Here is a 15,827-nt window from a genome sequence, read left to right as displayed (position 1 = left end):
ATAATGAGAATCGTTCCTATTTATTGATAAAAGTGACAATCCTCCATGCATTTGGACCAGGTTGATTTGGAAGTTCTTTACCGAGTGAGCGCGGTTAACGCGCCTAAGGGCGCCCCTCAAATAAAAGGGCAACTGGAAGATATTGGGTTTTTACCTGGTGAACAAGTAACGGTTTTGCGTAAAGGTTTGCTTGGTAAGGGGCCATATATGGTTCGCGTCGGAGCCTCTACATTCGCATTGCGTCAATCAGAGGCGCGCATGATTACGGTCGATGCCATTTCACATGCCTGAATCTAAAGTTCATTTTTTCTCGAGTGAGCCACTCGTAGCTTTATTGGGTAATCCCAATTGTGGCAAAACTGCGTTATTCAATTTGCTGACTGGCAGCCGTCAAAAAGTAGCGAACTATTCAGGCGTCACTGTAGAGCGCAAAGAAGGGCGTCTGTCCCTCGAGTCTGGCAAGAATATTCGCATACTCGATTTGCCTGGTGCATATAGTCTTTATCCAAGATCCTTGGATGAGCGCGTGACCTGCAATGTACTGCTTGGTCGAGCTGAAGGTGAAAAGCGGCCTGACCTTGTCGTTTGCGTATTGAGTGCCATGAACTTGCGTCGTAACTTGCGCCTAGTATTGGCCGCAAAACGCTTGGGCTTGCCTTGCATTGTGGTGCTCAACATGCTTGATATTGCTAAGCGTCAAGGCTTAAAAATAGACGCCGCCGCACTTTCTAATGAATTGGGTTTGCCGGTGCTTACCAGCATTGGTATTCAGTCTGATGGTGCGGATGACATTAAGCGGTTCTTATCGAATCTGGACTGGCGTAATCTCAATGGACTTCGCACGGGCACTAGCGATGCGACCTTAGAGAATGTTGCCTCTCATATTGCACATACAGAATCTGACAATATTCAAGTTCAAAGAATTTTGCAAAACCTCAAGCTTGATCAAATTATTCCCGATCAATTGAGTGATCGTTTGGATGCGGTATTGCTTCATCCGGTTGTTGGCCCCATTATTTTGGTGGCCTTGCTCTTTTGCATTTTTCAAGCCGTATTCAGTTGGGCTACGGTACCCATGGATCTGATTAAGTCTGCAGTAGATTTTATTGGCGCCCAGATTGTTGAAGTATTGCCAAATGGATGGCTACGTAGTTTATTAATCAATGGAATTTTGGCGGGCTTGGGTGGTGTAGTGATTTTCTTGCCGCAAATCCTGATTTTGTTTTTCTTCATTCTTCTGTTGGAAGAGTCTGGTTATCTTCCGAGAGCTGCCTATTTGTTAGATAGAGTGATGGGGTCTGTTGGCTTATCTGGTAGATCCTTCATTCCACTGCTCTCTAGTTTTGCTTGCGCCATCCCTGGAATTATGGCCACCAGAAGTATCTCTAATGCACGCGATCGTATGGTGACGATTCTGATTGCGCCGATGATGACTTGTTCTGCACGCCTGCCGGTGTATGCCTTATTGATCTCAGCATTCATTCCAGAGCGCAAGCTATGGGCTGGTATTGATTTGCAGGGCCTGGTTTTATTCTTACTTTATCTCGCTGGAATTTTGGGCGCGATGGCAGTGGCCTGGATTCTGAAGCGCTTTACGAGTGAGCAATTTAGGATGAACGCGCTCATGATGGAATTACCGAGCTATCACTTGCCTCGCTTAAGTAATTTAGCTATTAGCTTGTGGCAACGAGCAGAAATCTTTTTGCGCCGTGTTGGCGGAATTATTTTGCTAATGACCATTGCTTTGTGGGTGTTATCTAGCTTTCCATTTCCTCCTGAGGGCGCCACAGGATCACCGATTCAATATAGTTTTGCTGGGATGATGGGGCAAGCATTGGCTCATGTTTTTTCACCCATTGGATTTAACTGGCAAATCAGCATTGCTCTAGTACCAGGGATGGCTGCTCGTGAGGTTGTGGTGAGTTCATTGGCAACGGTATATGCGCTATCTAGCTCAAGTGTCGACGCGGCTGATGCTTTGATTCCTTTAATTTCTAGTGGCTGGTCCTTGGCTACAGCTTTATCTCTATTAGCCTGGTTTGTATTTGCTCCGCAGTGTTTATCTACCATTGCTGCAGTGAAGCGCGAGACTGGCGGCTGGAAGATTCCAATCATCATGCTGAGCTACTTATTTGGCTTGGCCTATATCGCCTCATTTATTACCTATCGCCTGGCTATTTTTCTGGGCCTAGGTTAAATCTACTGGCGTCTATATTTGCTGCAGCACCGCATAAATGGGTGCGGTAGTATTCCTTTTGTAGTTAAAAAATAGATAACAACAAAAGGAGATTTAGATGGGTTCTCGTCGCCAATTTATGAAGACTGCTTCAGCTGCTGGGGCTGGTTTAGTAGCTGCCTCTGCTATGGGCGTGATGAAGGAAGCTTCAGCTCATCCTACCTCGGTATGGGGAGGGGAGGTTTACACCGGTCCACGCGAAATGGTGAGGAACAGTAAAGTTCTCTCGATCCAAAATGCGGATGGGACGGAAACCCTGGGTGTGGTTACCCCCAAAGGCATCATCGATGTTCGTGCTGTAGCTAAGAAAATGAAGATTGCAGCACCGATTACCTTAGATCAATTATTGCAAGAGGGTAATGCTGCAGGATTCAATAAGGTGGTTGCAAGTGCCGATAAGTCTGGCGTGCCCTACTTAAAAGAATCTGACATTACTTTCGGGTGTTTGTTTAAAAACCCTGGAAAGATTGTTTGCGTTGGTTTAAATTACCGCGCACATGCGGACGAGGTAGGTATGGCACACCCACGAGTGCCGCCACTATTTAATAAGTACAACAATAGTCTTACGGCTCACAACTGTTTATTGCAAATTCCACCGCCATCAGTTTCTTATAAGTTAGATTATGAGACTGAGTTACTGATTGTTGTTGGTAAGCAGATGCGTAACGTTCCTGAATCCGCTGCTTTGGATTATGTGGCGGGTTATTGCACCTCAAATGATTTCTCATCACGTGATTTGCAACTGGAATTGCCAAGCGGTCAATGGATGATTGGTAAGACCTTAGACCAATACGCGCCAATTGGGCCTTACTTTGTGACCTCTGACTTAGTAGGTGATCCTAATAAGCTTCAGGTGAAGACTTGGGTTAATGGCGAGTTACGACAGAACTCCAATACTGCAGACTTCATTCACAACACTCAAAAAATGTTGTCTTACATTAGCACCTACTGGACATTAGAGCCGGGAGATATCGTCTTCACCGGCACACCGCAAGGCGTTATTGCTGGTATGCCAAAAGACAAGCAGGTATGGCTGAAGAAGGGCGATAAGATCGTAAGTTCAGTAGAAAAGCTTGGAGATTTAAAGTTCACGCTGGCTTGATCACTCTAGAGTTTTTTTATCAAAAAGAAAGCCACCCTAGGGTGGCTTTTCTTATCAGTGGCTAGTGTTTTTAAAATGCTTAACCCGCTTTACTCAGCAATAAAAGTGTTCTCCAGCTTTCCAATGCCGCCCATCTCAACCACTACAACATCGCCATTCACCAAGTACTTGGGGGGTTTAAAGCCGATACCAACGCCGACCGGAGTTCCAGTGGCAATCAGATCTCCTGGGTATAGGGTGATACCAGCAGAGACCGTAGCGATCATATTAGGGATATCAAAAATTAGATCTTTGGTATTAGAGTTTTGGCGTAATTCACCATTGACCCAACACTTAACGGCAATATCTTCAGCATCAACTTCATCAGCTGTCACTACCCAGGGGCCCATAGGGCAAAACGTGTCAAAGCTTTTACCTAAAAACCATTGTTTATGTCTATGCTGCCAATCGCGCGCAGTTACGTCATTGATGGCGGTATAGCCCCAGACATGCTTCATGGCATCCGCTTCGCTAATACCTTTGCCGCCTTTGCCAATCACAATAGTGAGTTCCGCTTCGTAATCAATGCAGGTTGATACGGCAGTGGGAATGATGACGTTAGTATTGGGTCCAGTTACAGACTCAGGTGGCTTTGTGAAGAAGATTGCATGGCTTGGAATATCTTCACCTGGTTTGGCGCTACCATCAAATCCGCTATTGGAAAATTCTTTAGCATGCTCGTGATAATTTTTACCGACGCAGAAAATATTGCGGCGCGGTCTAGGCACTGGAGCGAGCAGACGGATATCGCTAAATGCATGCGTGACAGTAGGTTTTGGGAGCTTGCCCGCGAGGTCAGATTTGAGAATGGCAACAATGCCATCTTCACTAACGTCAACGCCTAAATCGAGCTCTTGAACTGTCTCACCATCAGCAGACACAATTCCGACGCGAGTTTTGGCGGGTTCTTTGGCTAAAACAAATGCGGCATATCTCATGATTACTATCTCCGGCTGGGGTTTTGTCTACGCTAACCCCTGTTTATTGTGATGAATCTTGTAGTAGGATAAAGAGCATAAATAATAACTAATTTACGTATTTGAGACAAAAAATGAGACAAAAATATTCATTTGCCACTGCCTTAGCCTTTTTATGCGCTTGCTTGGCCTCTCTGGGCGCTTTTGCGCAGGCACCAGAACCCTGGCCTACAAAGCCCATCACTATGGTTGTGCCATTCCCACCGGGTGGGGTTGCTGATACGGTAGGCAGGCCCGTTGCTGAGGCACTTTCTCGTAGCTTGGGTCAGCCAGTGATTGTAGAAAATAAAGCTGGGGCCGGTGGTGGCATTGGCATGGCAGCAGTAGCTAGAGCAAAACCTGATGGGTATACGATTTTGATGGCCCTATCGTCTATTTCAATTATTCCAGAGGCAGATAAAGTGGTGGGCAGAGACCAATCTTTTCAGCTCAATCAACTTAAGCCGATTGCACGCTTTACTGCGGATCCAACAGTTTTAGTAGTGAGGGCAGATAGCCCGTGGAAAGATTACAAATCTTTTGTAGCGGCCATGCGAGCCAATCCTGGCAAATACAATTTTGGATCGTCGGGTAATTACGGAACAATGCATGTACCAATGGAGATGCTCAAGTCTTCCGAGAAGTTCTATATGGTTCATATTCCGTATACAGGTGCAGGGCCAGCGATTGTGGGTTTATTAGGTGGGCAAGTAGATGCGATTGCAACTGGACCTTCATCAATCGTTCAGCAAATGAAGGCGGGCAAAGTTCGCGCATTGGCTCATTGGGGTGATGGCAGGTTAGCCAGCATGCCTGAAGTACCTAGTTTTAAGGAAATGGGCGTCAAGGTTGAGTTCTCTCAGTGGGCTGGTTTATTTGTGCCCAGCGCAACCCCTGACTACATTACTAATAAGTTGCGTGAAGCTGCAAGGCAGGCTGCGAATGATGAGCGGGTGCGCGCTGTGATCAATGGAGCGGGAAGTCCAATTCAATATATGGATGCGCCTGAATTTAAGACTTACTGGGATAAGGAATCCACCCAGATGGGTGAAGTTGTGAGAAAAATTGGCAAGGTTGAGTAATGAAAAATAAATTATTTTCGTCCTTTCTGATTCTACTTTTTTCCCAAGTAAATGCCGCAACCGTTCAGGAGCAAATGGATCAAAATCCAGCAGTCAAGACCGCGATTGAGGAGCTTGTTTTAGCAAACCATATTTTGTATGACCAAAATGCAGTAGATGGCTATGGCCACATTAGTGTTCGTAATCCAGTTAATCCCAACACCTTCTTTCTGGCAAGAAGTGTTGCTCCATCGGTTGTTAAAGTTGAAGACATCATGGAATTTGATATGAATGGCAAAGCTTTAAATGGCGATACGCGAGTGGCATATGGAGAGCGCTTTATTCACAGCGGCATTCTAAAAAATCGCCCAGATATTAATTCAGTTATCCATGGTCATGCCGCACCCATTCTGCCGTATGGATTAACAGGTATCACACTCAAGCCTGTTTATCACATGAGTGCATTTTTGGGTGAGGGTGCACCTGTCTTCGAAATCCGAAATTTTGCTAAGCCAAATCCTGATACGGATATGTTTGTTAGCAGTGGAGATTTGGGCGATGCTTTATCCAAAACCATGGGTTTGCAATATTTTGTTTTGATGCGTGGCCACGGATATGCTGCAGGCGCAGACTCCATCAAGAAAGCAGTCTTTAGGACGGTGTACGCAATTCAGAATGCGAGCATTCAGTCTGAAGCAATGAAGATGGGGCAGGTGCAGTACCTTAGTCCTGGTGAGGCTATCGCTTCGCAGGAAACGATTGAGAAAACCATTGGACGCCCATGGCAGCTTTGGAGTGAGCGCGTCAAAAAACCCTAATCCTTGTTAAACTCACGCATCATGCAGATGCAAGCTCGCCCCTTCAAGAAAACGCTCGCTCAGGGGCTTCTATTAACCGCATTAATCCTCTCGCCATCGATCGGTATAGCGGCTCTGCAGGATGAGATTCAGGTTTACGACGATGAAATTAATGCCAAGGGCGAAGCAAGTTTAGAGGTGCATTTAAACAGCACTCCACGAGGCATTCAAAGCCCCTCCTATCCAGGAGAGGTGATGAGCAACAACGGTGTGCGGGTGACCCCAGAGTTTGCATATGGGCTAGGCCACGATTTAGAAGCTGGCTTATATATCTCTTATGTGAGCTACGACAACAAGTTTCAATATGCTGCCACTAAGGTGCGCATGAAATGGTTGCCAATTCGCGAAGATAAAGGGGATTCTTTCTTTGCTGGTGCAAATCTAGAGTTATCCAACGTACAACCACAGTTTGATGAGTCTAGATACAACAGCGAAATACGTTTCATTATTGGTAAGCATTTTGATGAGTGGCTTTTCTCGTTTAATCCAATTGTGGAAATGCCGCTCTCGCAGCCTTACATACATCAATCGCCATATTTTTCTACAGCAACTCGCTTGTCTAGAGAAGTGATGCCTGAGTTAGCGTTGGGGGTGGAGTATTACTCCAACCTGAATCAACTTGGTCAGCCCATTAATTATCAAAATACCCAGCAACTGGGTTTTTTGATGATGTACTACGAAGGCAAACCAATTTCTTTTCAGGCTGGGGTAGGTAAGGGCTTCTCTAACAGTACGGATTCGTTAACGCTTAAAGCGATTTTTTCCATTCCATTCAATTAACGCCATTAGCCTTAATCAGGCTTAATGTTGGCGTCTTTAATGACCTTGCTCCACATATTCATTTCGCGTGTAATGCGCTTGCTGGAATCTGCAGGTGAAAGGTAGTTCACATAGACGCCTGCTGCCAGCATACGTTCTTGTACTTCGGGACGCTGCAAAATAACCTTAATATTTGCGCTGAGCTTATCGATGATTGGCTTAGGTGTTCCTGCTGGAGCCAAAATACCAAACATACTCACCACATCAAAGTTAGGAAGGCCAGTGGCTTCAGTCACGGTTGGCACATCCGGCAATTGACTAATGCGCTTAGCAGTTGTCACAGCTAGTGGTCTTAACTGGCCTGCTTGAATAAATTGCAGAGCCGCTGGAACCGTCTCAGACATTGTGAGCACTTGTCCGCCCACTAGATCGGTCATAGCAGGACCACTGCCTTTGTAAGGCACATGCAACAGGTCCAAGCCTAGTTGATAACGAAACATTTCCATTGCAAGACGTTGTGGGGCACCAGCTCCGGATGAGGCGAAAGTGAGTTTTCCTGGGTTTGCTTTTGCGTAGGCAATGAACTCTTTCATATTCTTGACGGGTACTGAAGGGTTCACTACAAAAACCAGAGGCACTACTCCTACCACGTCCACTGGTGTGAAATCTTTTTCAAGGTTGTATCGAATCTTATCTTTATCAAGATTTGCGTTGATAGAGTGCGAGGTCAGGGCGCCCATTAACAGCGTATAGCCATCAGCAGGAGACTTGGCAACCATATCGGCACCAATATTGCCGCTATCGCCTGCGCGATTATCAGGAACCACTTGCTGGTTTAGTGACTTAGAGAGTTCTTGTGCCATGATGCGTCCAATCACATCGGTAGCACCACCTGGTGGGTATGGAATGACCAGCTTAATAGGCTTGTCAGGGTAGTTTTTAATTGCAGAGCTATTAGTTTGCGCTAGCAGTGGAGCAGAAATCAGGCTACTGCAAAGTAGTAGGCCAAAGCCTCGAATTAGGTGTTGTCTCATTTTGTATTTTTAGTGGTGGGTTGAGTTACGATTTTCTATTATCTACAGATTAAAAATTCATGCGCTGCGTCAATGAACTGCAAATTTCCCTTATTACAATGAAGAAATGAACCTAGAGCCCCACCAAATAGAGATTATTGGATATTGCGCTGCATTCTTGACCACCATTGCCTTTTTGCCGCAGGCAATACAGTCTTGGCGCACCAGAGACCTCTCGGGCATTTCCTTGGGGATGTATTCCTTATTTACGGTGGGAGTGGGTTTGTGGCTGGTTTATGGCCTCATTATTGAAAAGTGGCCCCTCATTTTGGCCAATGCGCTGACCTTTGCCTTGGCGCTCAGCATCCTATCGTTGAAATTGCGTCATACTTCTAAACATCAGAAATAAACCCCTTATTCATCAAAATTCCTAGAAAGGTTTTTATGTCTTCAGCATTTGTGATTGATCCACCTCCAGTGATTTCATTGCCTGTGACTGGCGATACTCGTCGCTTTGCCGTGAATCGCATTTACTGCGTTGGTAGAAATTACGCCGATCATGCGCGTGAGATGGGTCATGATCCCGATCGTGAGCCGCCATTCTTCTTTATGAAGCCTGCCAATTCGATCGTGACCGATGGTAAAGATATGGCTTACCCAAGTTTATCGAAGGATGTTCATCACGAAATTGAAATGGTGGTTGCCATTGGTAAAGGCGGCGCAAATATTGCTGCAGATAAAGCCCTAGAGCATGTGTATGGCTACGGAGTTGGCTTGGATATGACTCGACGTGATCTACAGGGCGAGGCCAAGAAGATGGGGCGCCCTTGGGACACTGGTAAAGCATTTGATCAATCCGCTCCTTGTGGTGAGATCACGCCAGCGAGTCAATGCGGCCATCCTGCCAGTGGTGCCGTTAAGCTTTTAGTGAATGGTGAAGTTCGTCAAGAGGGCGATCTCAATCAGCTAATCTGGAATGTTCCTGACACGATTGCATATTTATCTACCTTATTTACCTTAGAACCGGGCGACTTAATTTACTCTGGCACTCCAGCAGGAGTCGGGCCAGTTAAAAAGGGCGATGTACTCGAGGGTAGTGTTGCCGGCTTACCAAACTTAAAAACAAAAATTCTCTAAATAAAAAAGAAGGTCGGATTGATGACAAGTTTTATCAAGAAAATATTGCTGGTTGCTGTAACAATAGCTGCACCCATTTTTTTGGTTTCATGTGCTAGCACTGAGAAAACCGCTTCAACTCCACCCGCAAGTCTTTATGCCGATGCTGCTCCCTTGGATCTGCACTTAAGTAAATTGCCTTACCCATACCCGCTCAAAGAATTTAAAACTTCTTTGCAAGGGCAGCCAGCCAGCATGATGTATATGGATGTTGCTGCCTTAGGGAAGCAAAAAGGTATTGTGGTGTTATTTCATGGAAAGAATTTCTCCAGCGATTACTGGGCCACAACGATTACCGGTCTTTCTAAGGCTGGCTATCGAGTGATTGCTCCCGATCAGATTGGCTTCGGCAAGTCTTCCAAGCCAGATGTGGCTTACCACTTTGACGATCTGGCTGCCAATACCCAGGCATTATTGAAGTCACTTAATATCAAGCAGGTTTCAGTTATAGCTAACTCAATGGGCGGTATGGTGGGTATTCGTTTTTCCCGCCTATATCCGCAAGCTGTCCAAAAGCTAGTGCTAGAGAATCCTCTAGGACTTGAGGATTACTCCAAGGATATTCCTCCGCAGCAGAATGATGAATTGCTCAAGCTAGAGATGGCCCAAACTGAAGCGAGCTATCGCCGTTTTCTACAGAGTTATTTTCCAAACTGGCAACCCAGCTATGAAAAGTTTGTAGAGGTCTACGTGCGCGTTCAGAAGGGTCCGGACTATCCTGCTTATGCAAAGACTTCGGTTCTGACTTACCAAATGATTGCTGAGAAACCAGTGGTCAATGATTTGCCGCAATTGAAGATGCCGGTGCTATTGGTGATTGGCCAAAAGGACCGTACGGTCTTTGGTCGACGCTTTGCTCCACCAGAGGCAGTGAAGGCATTGGGTAACTTCCCGGAGTTAGGTAAGAAAGCGCAAGCGGCTATTCCGAATGCAAAGCTAGTTCCGATTGAGAATGTTGGGCACGTACCTCACGTTGAAGTGCCCGATCAGTTTTTGAAAATCGTGGTTGAGTTTTTAAACTCTAAGGGCTAGTCCAGCAGCCTTACTTATTTCCCAATCCACTGGGGTGGACGACCTTCCAGGAAGGCGTTCACACCCTCTCTAAAGTCTTTGCTGTTGTAGGTTTCTCGCATGAGCTCTGTGCAGTCTGGAAGATTGCTTTGGAGCAAGCGTGCCAAAGCAATCTTGCTGGCTTTTTGCGTGATTGGCGCTAATGCGGCTAACTTTTGCGCTAGTGCATTTGTCACGGAAACAATCTCGGAAGGTTCTGCTGTTTGATGCAAGTAGCCTGATGCTAATAACTCTGGTGCCTTAATGAGTTCTGCGGTAAGTAGCATCCTCTTGACTGTCGGAACTCCAAGATGCGCTGCGATCCAAGATAGATTACTTGGTGATAAACAGTTCCCCAAAGTCTTTGCTACAGGTATACCAAAACGCGCATCCGGCGTTGAGATGCGAAAGTCGCAGAAAGTTGCCATCAATAAACCGCTACCCACAGCCAAACCTTCGATCATGGCAATAGTCGGCATGGGTAGTTGTTGCAGCGAGGAGAAAATATAATCAACTGCAACTTCATATGCCTCATTCTCTTTGAGGTCAATAAACTGCTGAATGTCACTTCCAGAGACAAATGCTTTATCTCCTGCCCCTCGAAAAATGACGACTCGAATTTCAGGATTCTTGGCTAAGGATTCACAAATCCTTTTGAGCTCTTCATACATTGGCCAAGTGAGCGCATTACGCGCAGCGGGGTTATTAAAGGTAACCCGTGCCACATTCCCATCCATCTGAAGATCTAAGCGGGGCGGGGAGTAGCTGGTAGTCATGAGCACATTCTAAACAAAAGACCTTTCCCCGGGCCCTGAATTTACAGAATTGACCACAAGCAAAGTGTCCTGCGCTAGAATTCATTTATGTATATGTTTCTACCTTTCCTGACGGCTTTTATCGGACTTGTCTTAGTCTGGTTTGAGAAGCGTCTTGCGGGGCTGACAGTTTTGGCAATTACCGTTGCCATTCTTCTGGTTTGGTTCCGTTTTCATGCAACCGACCATCTCAACATCAGTCTGTAATTGATTGTGAGCAAACATTCTCTACCTTCCTTAGCTGCGCTTGGTAATCAGCTTGCATTGCTAGCTGTTGTTGGCATGCTGTCTTATGCATTTGTAGATCAACTCTACTTTGGTGAGCTACCTTGTCCTTTGTGCTTAATGCAGCGCGTTGGATTTGTCATCATTGGTTTTGCTTTAGTACTCAATATTCGTTGTGGCGCTTACTCAGCTCATTATGGCTGGGGCATCATTGGCGGCCTGGTCGGAATGATGGTTTCTCTTCGCCAGGTGTTCTTGCATATTCTGCCGGGTGATAAAGGATTTGGAAAAACATTTTTGGAGTTGCATTTTTATACCTGGGCTTATGTTGGTTACACAGGGCTATTAATGGGTTTGGCAATTCTCTTAATGCTGCCAAACCGTGAAGTTCGATCTCGCTCCTGGTTTGCTAATGCCTTGATTATTGCTTTCATTCTCTTGGTTTTGGGCAACCTTGTATCTACACTATTGGAATGCGGTATCGGCCCCTGCGCTGACGACCCAGTGAAGTATGAGGGCTGGTTGTGGCTACGCTCTCGCTTTGGTTTCTAACTTAGACCGCCTGGTCTAGTTCTTCATTTTTAAGCATGCAATTCTCTAAAGTTCTACAGAGCTTTCTGCTGGTATCTGTGTTGTGGGCCATTGTCTTTCCTGTTTATGCGCAAAGTACATCCCAGAAAAACGCTACCTGGCCAAAGCAACCTATTCGCATCATCGTTACCTTTACACCAGGCGGGGCTCCAGATATATTGGCGCGCGTTTTAGCTGAAAGTTGGCAGCAGAATTTAGGTGTGCCAGTGCTAGTAGAAAATCGTCCAGGCTATGGCGGCAATATTGGCGCTGACCTGGTTGCCAAGAGTGATCCTGATGGCTACACCTTATTAATTGGTACGGTAGGCATTCATGCGATTAATGGCGTGCTGTATGAAAAGATCTCATACGATCCCGTGAAAGATTTCACACCCATTAGTTTTTTGGCAAGCACGCCAAATGTATTAATCGTTAATAAAAAACTAGGTGTTAATAATCTTCATGAGTTAATTGAATTGGCAAAGGCAAAACCAGATCAACTCACCTTCGGTTCTTCAGGTATTGGCACTTCATTGCATATGTCGGGTGAATTATTTAAACAGATGGCCGGCGTTCAAATCCGTCATATTCCTTATAAGGGGCGTGCGCAATCTTTACCTGACTTACTCAGTGGTCGCATCTCTATGCTTTTTGATAACCTTTCTTCTTCCTTGGCCTTAATTAAGGCGGGAGAGGTGCAGGCTTTGGGTGTGACCACGCTGAAGCGCTCACATGCCGCTCCTGAGATCCCGACTTTAGCTGAGCAAGGTTTAACGGGTTTTGAGGCGGTATCTTGGTTTTCTTTAATGGCACCAGCAAACTTGCCGCCTGATATCCAAAAACGCTTAAATCAAATGGTTCGCCAAACTTTGAGCAATCCCGAGGTCAAATCGAAGCTCTTGGCTGGTGCTCTAGACCCCGCTCCAGGCAGCCCAAAAGACCTTTCCAAGTTGATTGCCTCCGAAGCCAGCAAATGGGGAAGGGTAGTACAGCAATCAGGTGCAAAATTAGACTAATAAATCCTTATTTTCTTGTCAGCCCAAGCATATTTTTAAGCGTTAAAGGTGTGTGGCCCTCATTTCTCTCCCTTCTTTATAAACCCCTCAATTTGCCTAAATTTTCAGCATTAGACTTTTCTAAATTCGGCATGACTTTGGCTGTCTGTTTGTTGGTAGGTTGCGCTACGCAAACCCAGCAACTGAAGATGAATGAGTCTAAGGAGCAGTTTAAAAATGGTGATCTGCAAAATACAACAGCTGCCATTCAGGGCGCCTTCAAGGATAAAAATACGCTGTACTACATGGAGTTGGGTGAAGTGCAAAGGCTACAAGGTCCCGCCCGGATTCCCAATAGCACCCAAAACTTATTAGCTGCAGATCAATTGGTGAGTCGTTGGGAGGTAACTACCAGCGACAAACTCAGACGCTCTTTTTCAGGTGCGAGCGCCTATGTTCTCTCTGAAGGTTTTAGTAGTGAGTATGACCCTAAGCCTTATGAAGTGAGTTTATTAAGTCAGACTATCGCTTTAAACCACATCTCTCAAGGACGCTGGAATGATGCCATGGTGGAAGCCAAAAAGATGGCCCAGCGTGAGAAGGTCATTGAAGAGCTTATTCAGAGTAGGGTGGCCGCAGTTTCTAAGGTAGAACAGGAGCAACAAAATAACCCAAATACTCAAGGCGCATCTAGTCGCATTGAAAATATCAGCGGTTATCCAATCAATCTATTGGATGATGAGGAAACGCGTAGCCTTAAGAATTCTTATCAGAACCCTGCGGCATATTATCTGTCTGGATTTATTCATGAGTCGCAAGGTGAGGCTAGTCTAGCAGCGCCCGGTTATCGCTTGGCCATTGAGTTGCGTCCACAAGTGAACTTCTTTAAAACTAGCATTGCTAAGTTGGACTCCAATATTGCCAATCAAGGTAAAAAATCATTTGCCGATACCCTGATCATTATTGATACGGGTTACATGCCCAAGATTACCCCTTATCAAATCAGCCAGTCTTTTAATCTAGGCGGCAACCCAAAGTTAGTGACCTTAACTTTTCCGGTGATCGAAAAGTCTACTGAGCGTTTCAGGCCAACCATGGTGCAGTTAGGCGACAGGGTGGCTAACCCAGAGTTGGTTGCCAACATTGATGCTATGGCGCGCAAGAACTTACGTGATGAGATGCCAGCTTATGTATTAAGAGCATCCTCTAGAGCGTTAGTCTCTCTCGCTGCGCAATACGCAGCAGATCGAGCTGCACAGCAAGCGGCTAATAAGCGGAGTCAAAATAACCAGAACAATCAGAATAATGGTAGCGCTGCTCTGATTGGTGCTATTGCAGGAATGATTACGGGATATAGTTTGCAAGCAATCAATGTGACTGATGTGCGCCATTGGTCAACCTTGCCCGCACAGACATACATGGCCAGAATGGGTTTGCCGATTGGGCCTACTGTTCTCAAATATACTTTGCCATCGGGAGTAACTGCATCTCAAACCGTTAACTTAGTAGGCGGGTACAACGTGGTTTATATCCGCATGTTCAGAAACAGGGCAACTGTACTGACCTCGAATGATCCTGCGGCACTTCCCCCTAAAGATCCTGTCGTAAGTATCCCAATAGCCGTATCCCCGGCCACTCTATCTACGACACTCATCTCACCAGTGAGCCCATTGCCTGCTCTCGTTGAGCCTAAGCCATCTGAAGGCGCTTTTGCTGGATTGAAGAAGCTATGGGGAGGATTTCAGGAACCACAGCCCGAAGAGTCTGCCCCAACAGTCACAACGCCTGTGCCGGTTGTCGTTCCGGCGACCCCCGTGCTTGCGGCACCAATTTCAAGCTCCAGTACTACCCCCAATACCATCCCCGCTAGCGGTAATATGGAAGGGGTGAAGCCTTACGAGCCACCCAATCTGTTGAATAGCTTTCAACAGCTTTTTAATTAAGAAAGACCCAGATGAAAAAATACCTCGCAATCCTGATGACGACACTTGCCATTGTGGCATGCAGCTCAACGCCATCCATGAAGGACATGACGGTGCGTATGGGTGATACAGATAGCATTCAAATTACTGATATGCGTAGTTTGATGCGCAATGGTGTGTTGACAGCGCAGGTAACTATTCAGAATGACAGCAAATCCAATCTTGTTTCTTATCGATTCAAGTGGATCGGTAAAAACGGTATGGCGGTAACAGATGAAGAGGCATGGAAGCCTGTAACCGTGGGCAAGGGGCAGTCGACCGTTATTATGGGAATCGCCCCAACACCAGATGCTACTGACTTTCGTTTTGAATTAAATCAATACAAATAAAAATTAATCAACTATTTAATATTAAAAAGATTTAGGCTTATTAAGGATGATCATGAACACTAAAACTATTCGCTTATCTGCTATTGCATTAGCTGTGGCAGCGCTTGCCGCATGCTCTGGCCCTCAGGTACGTTATGGCGATGCCAAATCGGTGGAGACCGTTAATGCTAACTATGGATCTACTGATCTCCAGATGATCGCCGAAGCAATGACAAGATCTCTGCTCCAGTCTAAGGCTATCTCTGGAAGCAAGGATGCGCCGATTGTGACGCTCGCAGATGTGAAGAATAAGACTTCTGAATATATTGATACGCGTGTGATTACCGACAAGATTCGTACGCAGTTAATGAAGAGTGGGCAAGTACGATTCGCAGTGAGCGTTTCTGAAATGCAAAATCAAACCGAAGAGCTCAAGCGCCAGAATCAGTCGGGTTTGTATAAAAACAGCACGATTGCCAAGACAGGCAATATGCAGGGAGCTCAATATCGTATCGAAGGATCGATTGCTTCTATTGTCAAAAATACCAAGGATGTTAAAGACGTTTATTACGTATTTAATCTAAATCTCATTAACAACGAATCTGGTTTGCTCGAGTGGGCTGATGAAAAAGAGATTCGTAAAACTGCTACACGCTAATACGCAAATCAACACCATAAAGAAT

At 45.7% G+C, this 15,827-nt stretch carries 18 protein-coding genes; 15 read left to right on the top strand and 3 right to left on the bottom strand.

The features are described 5' to 3' along the window. Positions 1-45: 45 nt before the first annotated feature. The 3 genes from ICN39_RS03835 (at position 46) to ICN39_RS03825 (ending at position 3,338) form a co-directional block, all read left to right on the top strand. A complete protein-coding gene (locus tag ICN39_RS03835) occupies positions 46-291 on the top strand; it encodes a FeoA family protein (protein ID WP_216232769.1) in 246 nt (81 codons plus the stop codon). Continuing rightward, positions 284-2,197, top strand: coding sequence for a ferrous iron transporter B (locus ICN39_RS03830; RefSeq protein ID WP_216232768.1), 1,914 nt, complete (start codon positions 284-286; stop codon positions 2,195-2,197). Before ICN39_RS03835 ends, ICN39_RS03830 begins: the two co-directional genes overlap by 8 nt. 97 nt (positions 2,198-2,294) lie before the next feature. Then, positions 2,295-3,338, top strand: coding sequence for a fumarylacetoacetate hydrolase family protein (locus tag ICN39_RS03825; protein ID WP_216232767.1), 1,044 nt, complete (start codon positions 2,295-2,297; stop codon positions 3,336-3,338). A gap of 89 nt (positions 3,339-3,427) precedes the next feature. Here ICN39_RS03825 and ICN39_RS03820 read toward each other — a convergent pair whose 3' ends face one another. Beyond that, positions 3,428-4,315, bottom strand: coding sequence for a fumarylacetoacetate hydrolase family protein (locus tag ICN39_RS03820; RefSeq protein WP_216232766.1), 888 nt, complete (start codon positions 4,313-4,315; stop codon positions 3,428-3,430). 113 nt (positions 4,316-4,428) lie between these two features. On the opposite strand from ICN39_RS03820, the gene ICN39_RS03815 reads away from it, so the two are divergent. Genes ICN39_RS03815 through ICN39_RS03805 form a run of 3 tightly spaced genes read left to right on the top strand, consistent with a single transcriptional unit; the run spans position 4,429 to position 7,031 of the window. Next, entirely contained in the window at positions 4,429-5,415 is a 987-nt protein-coding gene (locus ICN39_RS03815) for a tripartite tricarboxylate transporter substrate binding protein (RefSeq protein WP_216232765.1), read from the top strand. Next, positions 5,415-6,212 (top strand): class II aldolase/adducin family protein, encoded by a 798-nt coding sequence (locus ICN39_RS03810; RefSeq protein WP_216232764.1) that lies wholly within the window; start codon positions 5,415-5,417, stop codon positions 6,210-6,212. Before ICN39_RS03815 ends, ICN39_RS03810 begins: the two co-directional genes overlap by 1 nt. Positions 6,213-6,233: 21 nt before the next feature. Then, positions 6,234-7,031 carry a hypothetical protein gene (locus ICN39_RS03805; protein WP_216232763.1) on the top strand — a complete coding sequence of 266 codons (798 nt, stop codon included), beginning with the start codon at positions 6,234-6,236 and terminating at the stop codon, positions 7,029-7,031. A gap of 11 nt (positions 7,032-7,042) precedes the next feature. Here the strand turns inward: ICN39_RS03805 and ICN39_RS03800 are convergent, their stop codons facing one another. Continuing rightward, on the bottom strand, positions 7,043-8,044 hold the full coding sequence (locus ICN39_RS03800) for a tripartite tricarboxylate transporter substrate binding protein (RefSeq protein WP_216232762.1): 1,002 nt from the start codon (positions 8,042-8,044) through the stop codon (positions 7,043-7,045). Between the two features lie 106 nt (positions 8,045-8,150). Here ICN39_RS03800 and ICN39_RS03795 point away from each other — a divergent pair, with 106 nt between their 5' ends. Genes ICN39_RS03795 through ICN39_RS03785 form a run of 3 tightly spaced genes read left to right on the top strand, consistent with a single transcriptional unit; the run spans position 8,151 to position 10,231 of the window. Beyond that, positions 8,151-8,432 carry a SemiSWEET transporter gene (locus ICN39_RS03795; protein ID WP_216232761.1) on the top strand — a complete coding sequence of 94 codons (282 nt, stop codon included), beginning with the start codon at positions 8,151-8,153 and terminating at the stop codon, positions 8,430-8,432. 35 nt (positions 8,433-8,467) lie between these two features. Further along, positions 8,468-9,160 (top strand): fumarylacetoacetate hydrolase family protein, encoded by a 693-nt coding sequence (locus tag ICN39_RS03790; protein ID WP_216232760.1) that lies wholly within the window; start codon positions 8,468-8,470, stop codon positions 9,158-9,160. 21 nt (positions 9,161-9,181) lie between these two features. Then, a complete protein-coding gene (locus tag ICN39_RS03785; protein WP_216232759.1) occupies positions 9,182-10,231 on the top strand; it encodes an alpha/beta fold hydrolase in 1,050 nt (349 codons plus the stop codon). 14 nt (positions 10,232-10,245) lie between these two features. On the opposite strand, the gene ICN39_RS03780 is transcribed toward ICN39_RS03785, so the two are convergent. Then, positions 10,246-11,025 carry an enoyl-CoA hydratase/isomerase family protein gene (locus ICN39_RS03780; RefSeq protein WP_216232758.1) on the bottom strand — a complete coding sequence of 260 codons (780 nt, stop codon included), beginning with the start codon at positions 11,023-11,025 and terminating at the stop codon, positions 10,246-10,248. A gap of 87 nt (positions 11,026-11,112) precedes the next feature. On the opposite strand from ICN39_RS03780, the gene ICN39_RS03775 reads away from it, so the two are divergent. The 6 genes from ICN39_RS03775 to lpoB all read left to right on the top strand — a co-directional run bounded on the left by ICN39_RS03775 (position 11,113) and on the right by lpoB (position 15,802). Further along, positions 11,113-11,271 carry a DUF5993 family protein gene (locus tag ICN39_RS03775; protein WP_158009030.1) on the top strand — a complete coding sequence of 53 codons (159 nt, stop codon included), beginning with the start codon at positions 11,113-11,115 and terminating at the stop codon, positions 11,269-11,271. Between the two features lie 6 nt (positions 11,272-11,277). After that, positions 11,278-11,841: a disulfide bond formation protein B gene (locus tag ICN39_RS03770; protein WP_216232757.1), complete on the top strand. Its 564-nt coding sequence runs from the start codon at positions 11,278-11,280 to the stop codon at positions 11,839-11,841. 35 nt (positions 11,842-11,876) lie between these two features. Beyond that, positions 11,877-12,875, top strand: coding sequence for a tripartite tricarboxylate transporter substrate binding protein (locus tag ICN39_RS03765; protein WP_216232756.1), 999 nt, complete (start codon positions 11,877-11,879; stop codon positions 12,873-12,875). A 131-nt stretch (positions 12,876-13,006) separates the two neighbouring features. Beyond that, the gene (locus ICN39_RS03760; protein ID WP_255532277.1) at positions 13,007-14,797 is read left to right on the top strand and encodes a COG3014 family protein; all 1,791 of its coding nucleotides are present in this window, start codon (positions 13,007-13,009) and stop codon (positions 14,795-14,797) included. 11 nt (positions 14,798-14,808) lie between these two features. Next, on the top strand, positions 14,809-15,165 hold the full coding sequence (locus tag ICN39_RS03755) for a YcfL family protein (protein WP_216232755.1): 357 nt from the start codon (positions 14,809-14,811) through the stop codon (positions 15,163-15,165). Positions 15,166-15,217: 52 nt separating this feature from the next. Further along, positions 15,218-15,802: a penicillin-binding protein activator LpoB gene (lpoB, locus tag ICN39_RS03750; protein WP_370623670.1), complete on the top strand. Its 585-nt coding sequence runs from the start codon at positions 15,218-15,220 to the stop codon at positions 15,800-15,802. Positions 15,803-15,827: the final 25 nt, after the last annotated feature.

This window comes from Polynucleobacter sp. AP-Reno-20A-A9 (assembly GCF_018882085.1).
Classification (GTDB): domain Bacteria; phylum Pseudomonadota; class Gammaproteobacteria; order Burkholderiales; family Burkholderiaceae; genus Polynucleobacter.
Note: the sequence above shows the minus strand (reverse complement) of the source record. Positions and strands in the feature narration are given on the sequence as shown.

Excerpts from the sequence above, each read along its gene's own strand:
- ICN39_RS03835 (WP_216232769.1), top strand. The coding sequence starts at position 46 with ATGCATTTGGACCAGGTTGATTTGGAAGTTCTTTACCGAGTGAGCGCG.
- ICN39_RS03830 (WP_216232768.1), top strand. The coding sequence starts at position 284 with ATGCCTGAATCTAAAGTTCATTTTTTCTCGAGTGAGCCACTCGTAGCT.
- ICN39_RS03825 (WP_216232767.1), top strand. The coding sequence starts at position 2,295 with ATGGGTTCTCGTCGCCAATTTATGAAGACTGCTTCAGCTGCTGGGGCT.
- ICN39_RS03820 (WP_216232766.1), bottom strand. The coding sequence starts at position 4,315 with ATGAGATATGCCGCATTTGTTTTAGCCAAAGAACCCGCCAAAACTCGC.
- ICN39_RS03815 (WP_216232765.1), top strand. The coding sequence starts at position 4,429 with ATGAGACAAAAATATTCATTTGCCACTGCCTTAGCCTTTTTATGCGCT.
- ICN39_RS03810 (WP_216232764.1), top strand. The coding sequence starts at position 5,415 with ATGAAAAATAAATTATTTTCGTCCTTTCTGATTCTACTTTTTTCCCAA.
- ICN39_RS03805 (WP_216232763.1), top strand. The coding sequence starts at position 6,234 with ATGCAGATGCAAGCTCGCCCCTTCAAGAAAACGCTCGCTCAGGGGCTT.
- ICN39_RS03800 (WP_216232762.1), bottom strand. The coding sequence starts at position 8,044 with ATGAGACAACACCTAATTCGAGGCTTTGGCCTACTACTTTGCAGTAGC.
- ICN39_RS03795 (WP_216232761.1), top strand. The coding sequence starts at position 8,151 with ATGAACCTAGAGCCCCACCAAATAGAGATTATTGGATATTGCGCTGCA.
- ICN39_RS03790 (WP_216232760.1), top strand. The coding sequence starts at position 8,468 with ATGTCTTCAGCATTTGTGATTGATCCACCTCCAGTGATTTCATTGCCT.
- ICN39_RS03785 (WP_216232759.1), top strand. The coding sequence starts at position 9,182 with ATGACAAGTTTTATCAAGAAAATATTGCTGGTTGCTGTAACAATAGCT.
- ICN39_RS03780 (WP_216232758.1), bottom strand. The coding sequence starts at position 11,025 with ATGACTACCAGCTACTCCCCGCCCCGCTTAGATCTTCAGATGGATGGG.
- ICN39_RS03775 (WP_158009030.1), top strand. The coding sequence starts at position 11,113 with ATGTATATGTTTCTACCTTTCCTGACGGCTTTTATCGGACTTGTCTTA.
- ICN39_RS03765 (WP_216232756.1), top strand. The coding sequence starts at position 11,877 with ATGCAATTCTCTAAAGTTCTACAGAGCTTTCTGCTGGTATCTGTGTTG.
- ICN39_RS03760 (WP_255532277.1), top strand. The coding sequence starts at position 13,007 with ATGACTTTGGCTGTCTGTTTGTTGGTAGGTTGCGCTACGCAAACCCAG.
- ICN39_RS03755 (WP_216232755.1), top strand. The coding sequence starts at position 14,809 with ATGAAAAAATACCTCGCAATCCTGATGACGACACTTGCCATTGTGGCA.
- lpoB (WP_370623670.1), top strand. The coding sequence starts at position 15,218 with ATGAACACTAAAACTATTCGCTTATCTGCTATTGCATTAGCTGTGGCA.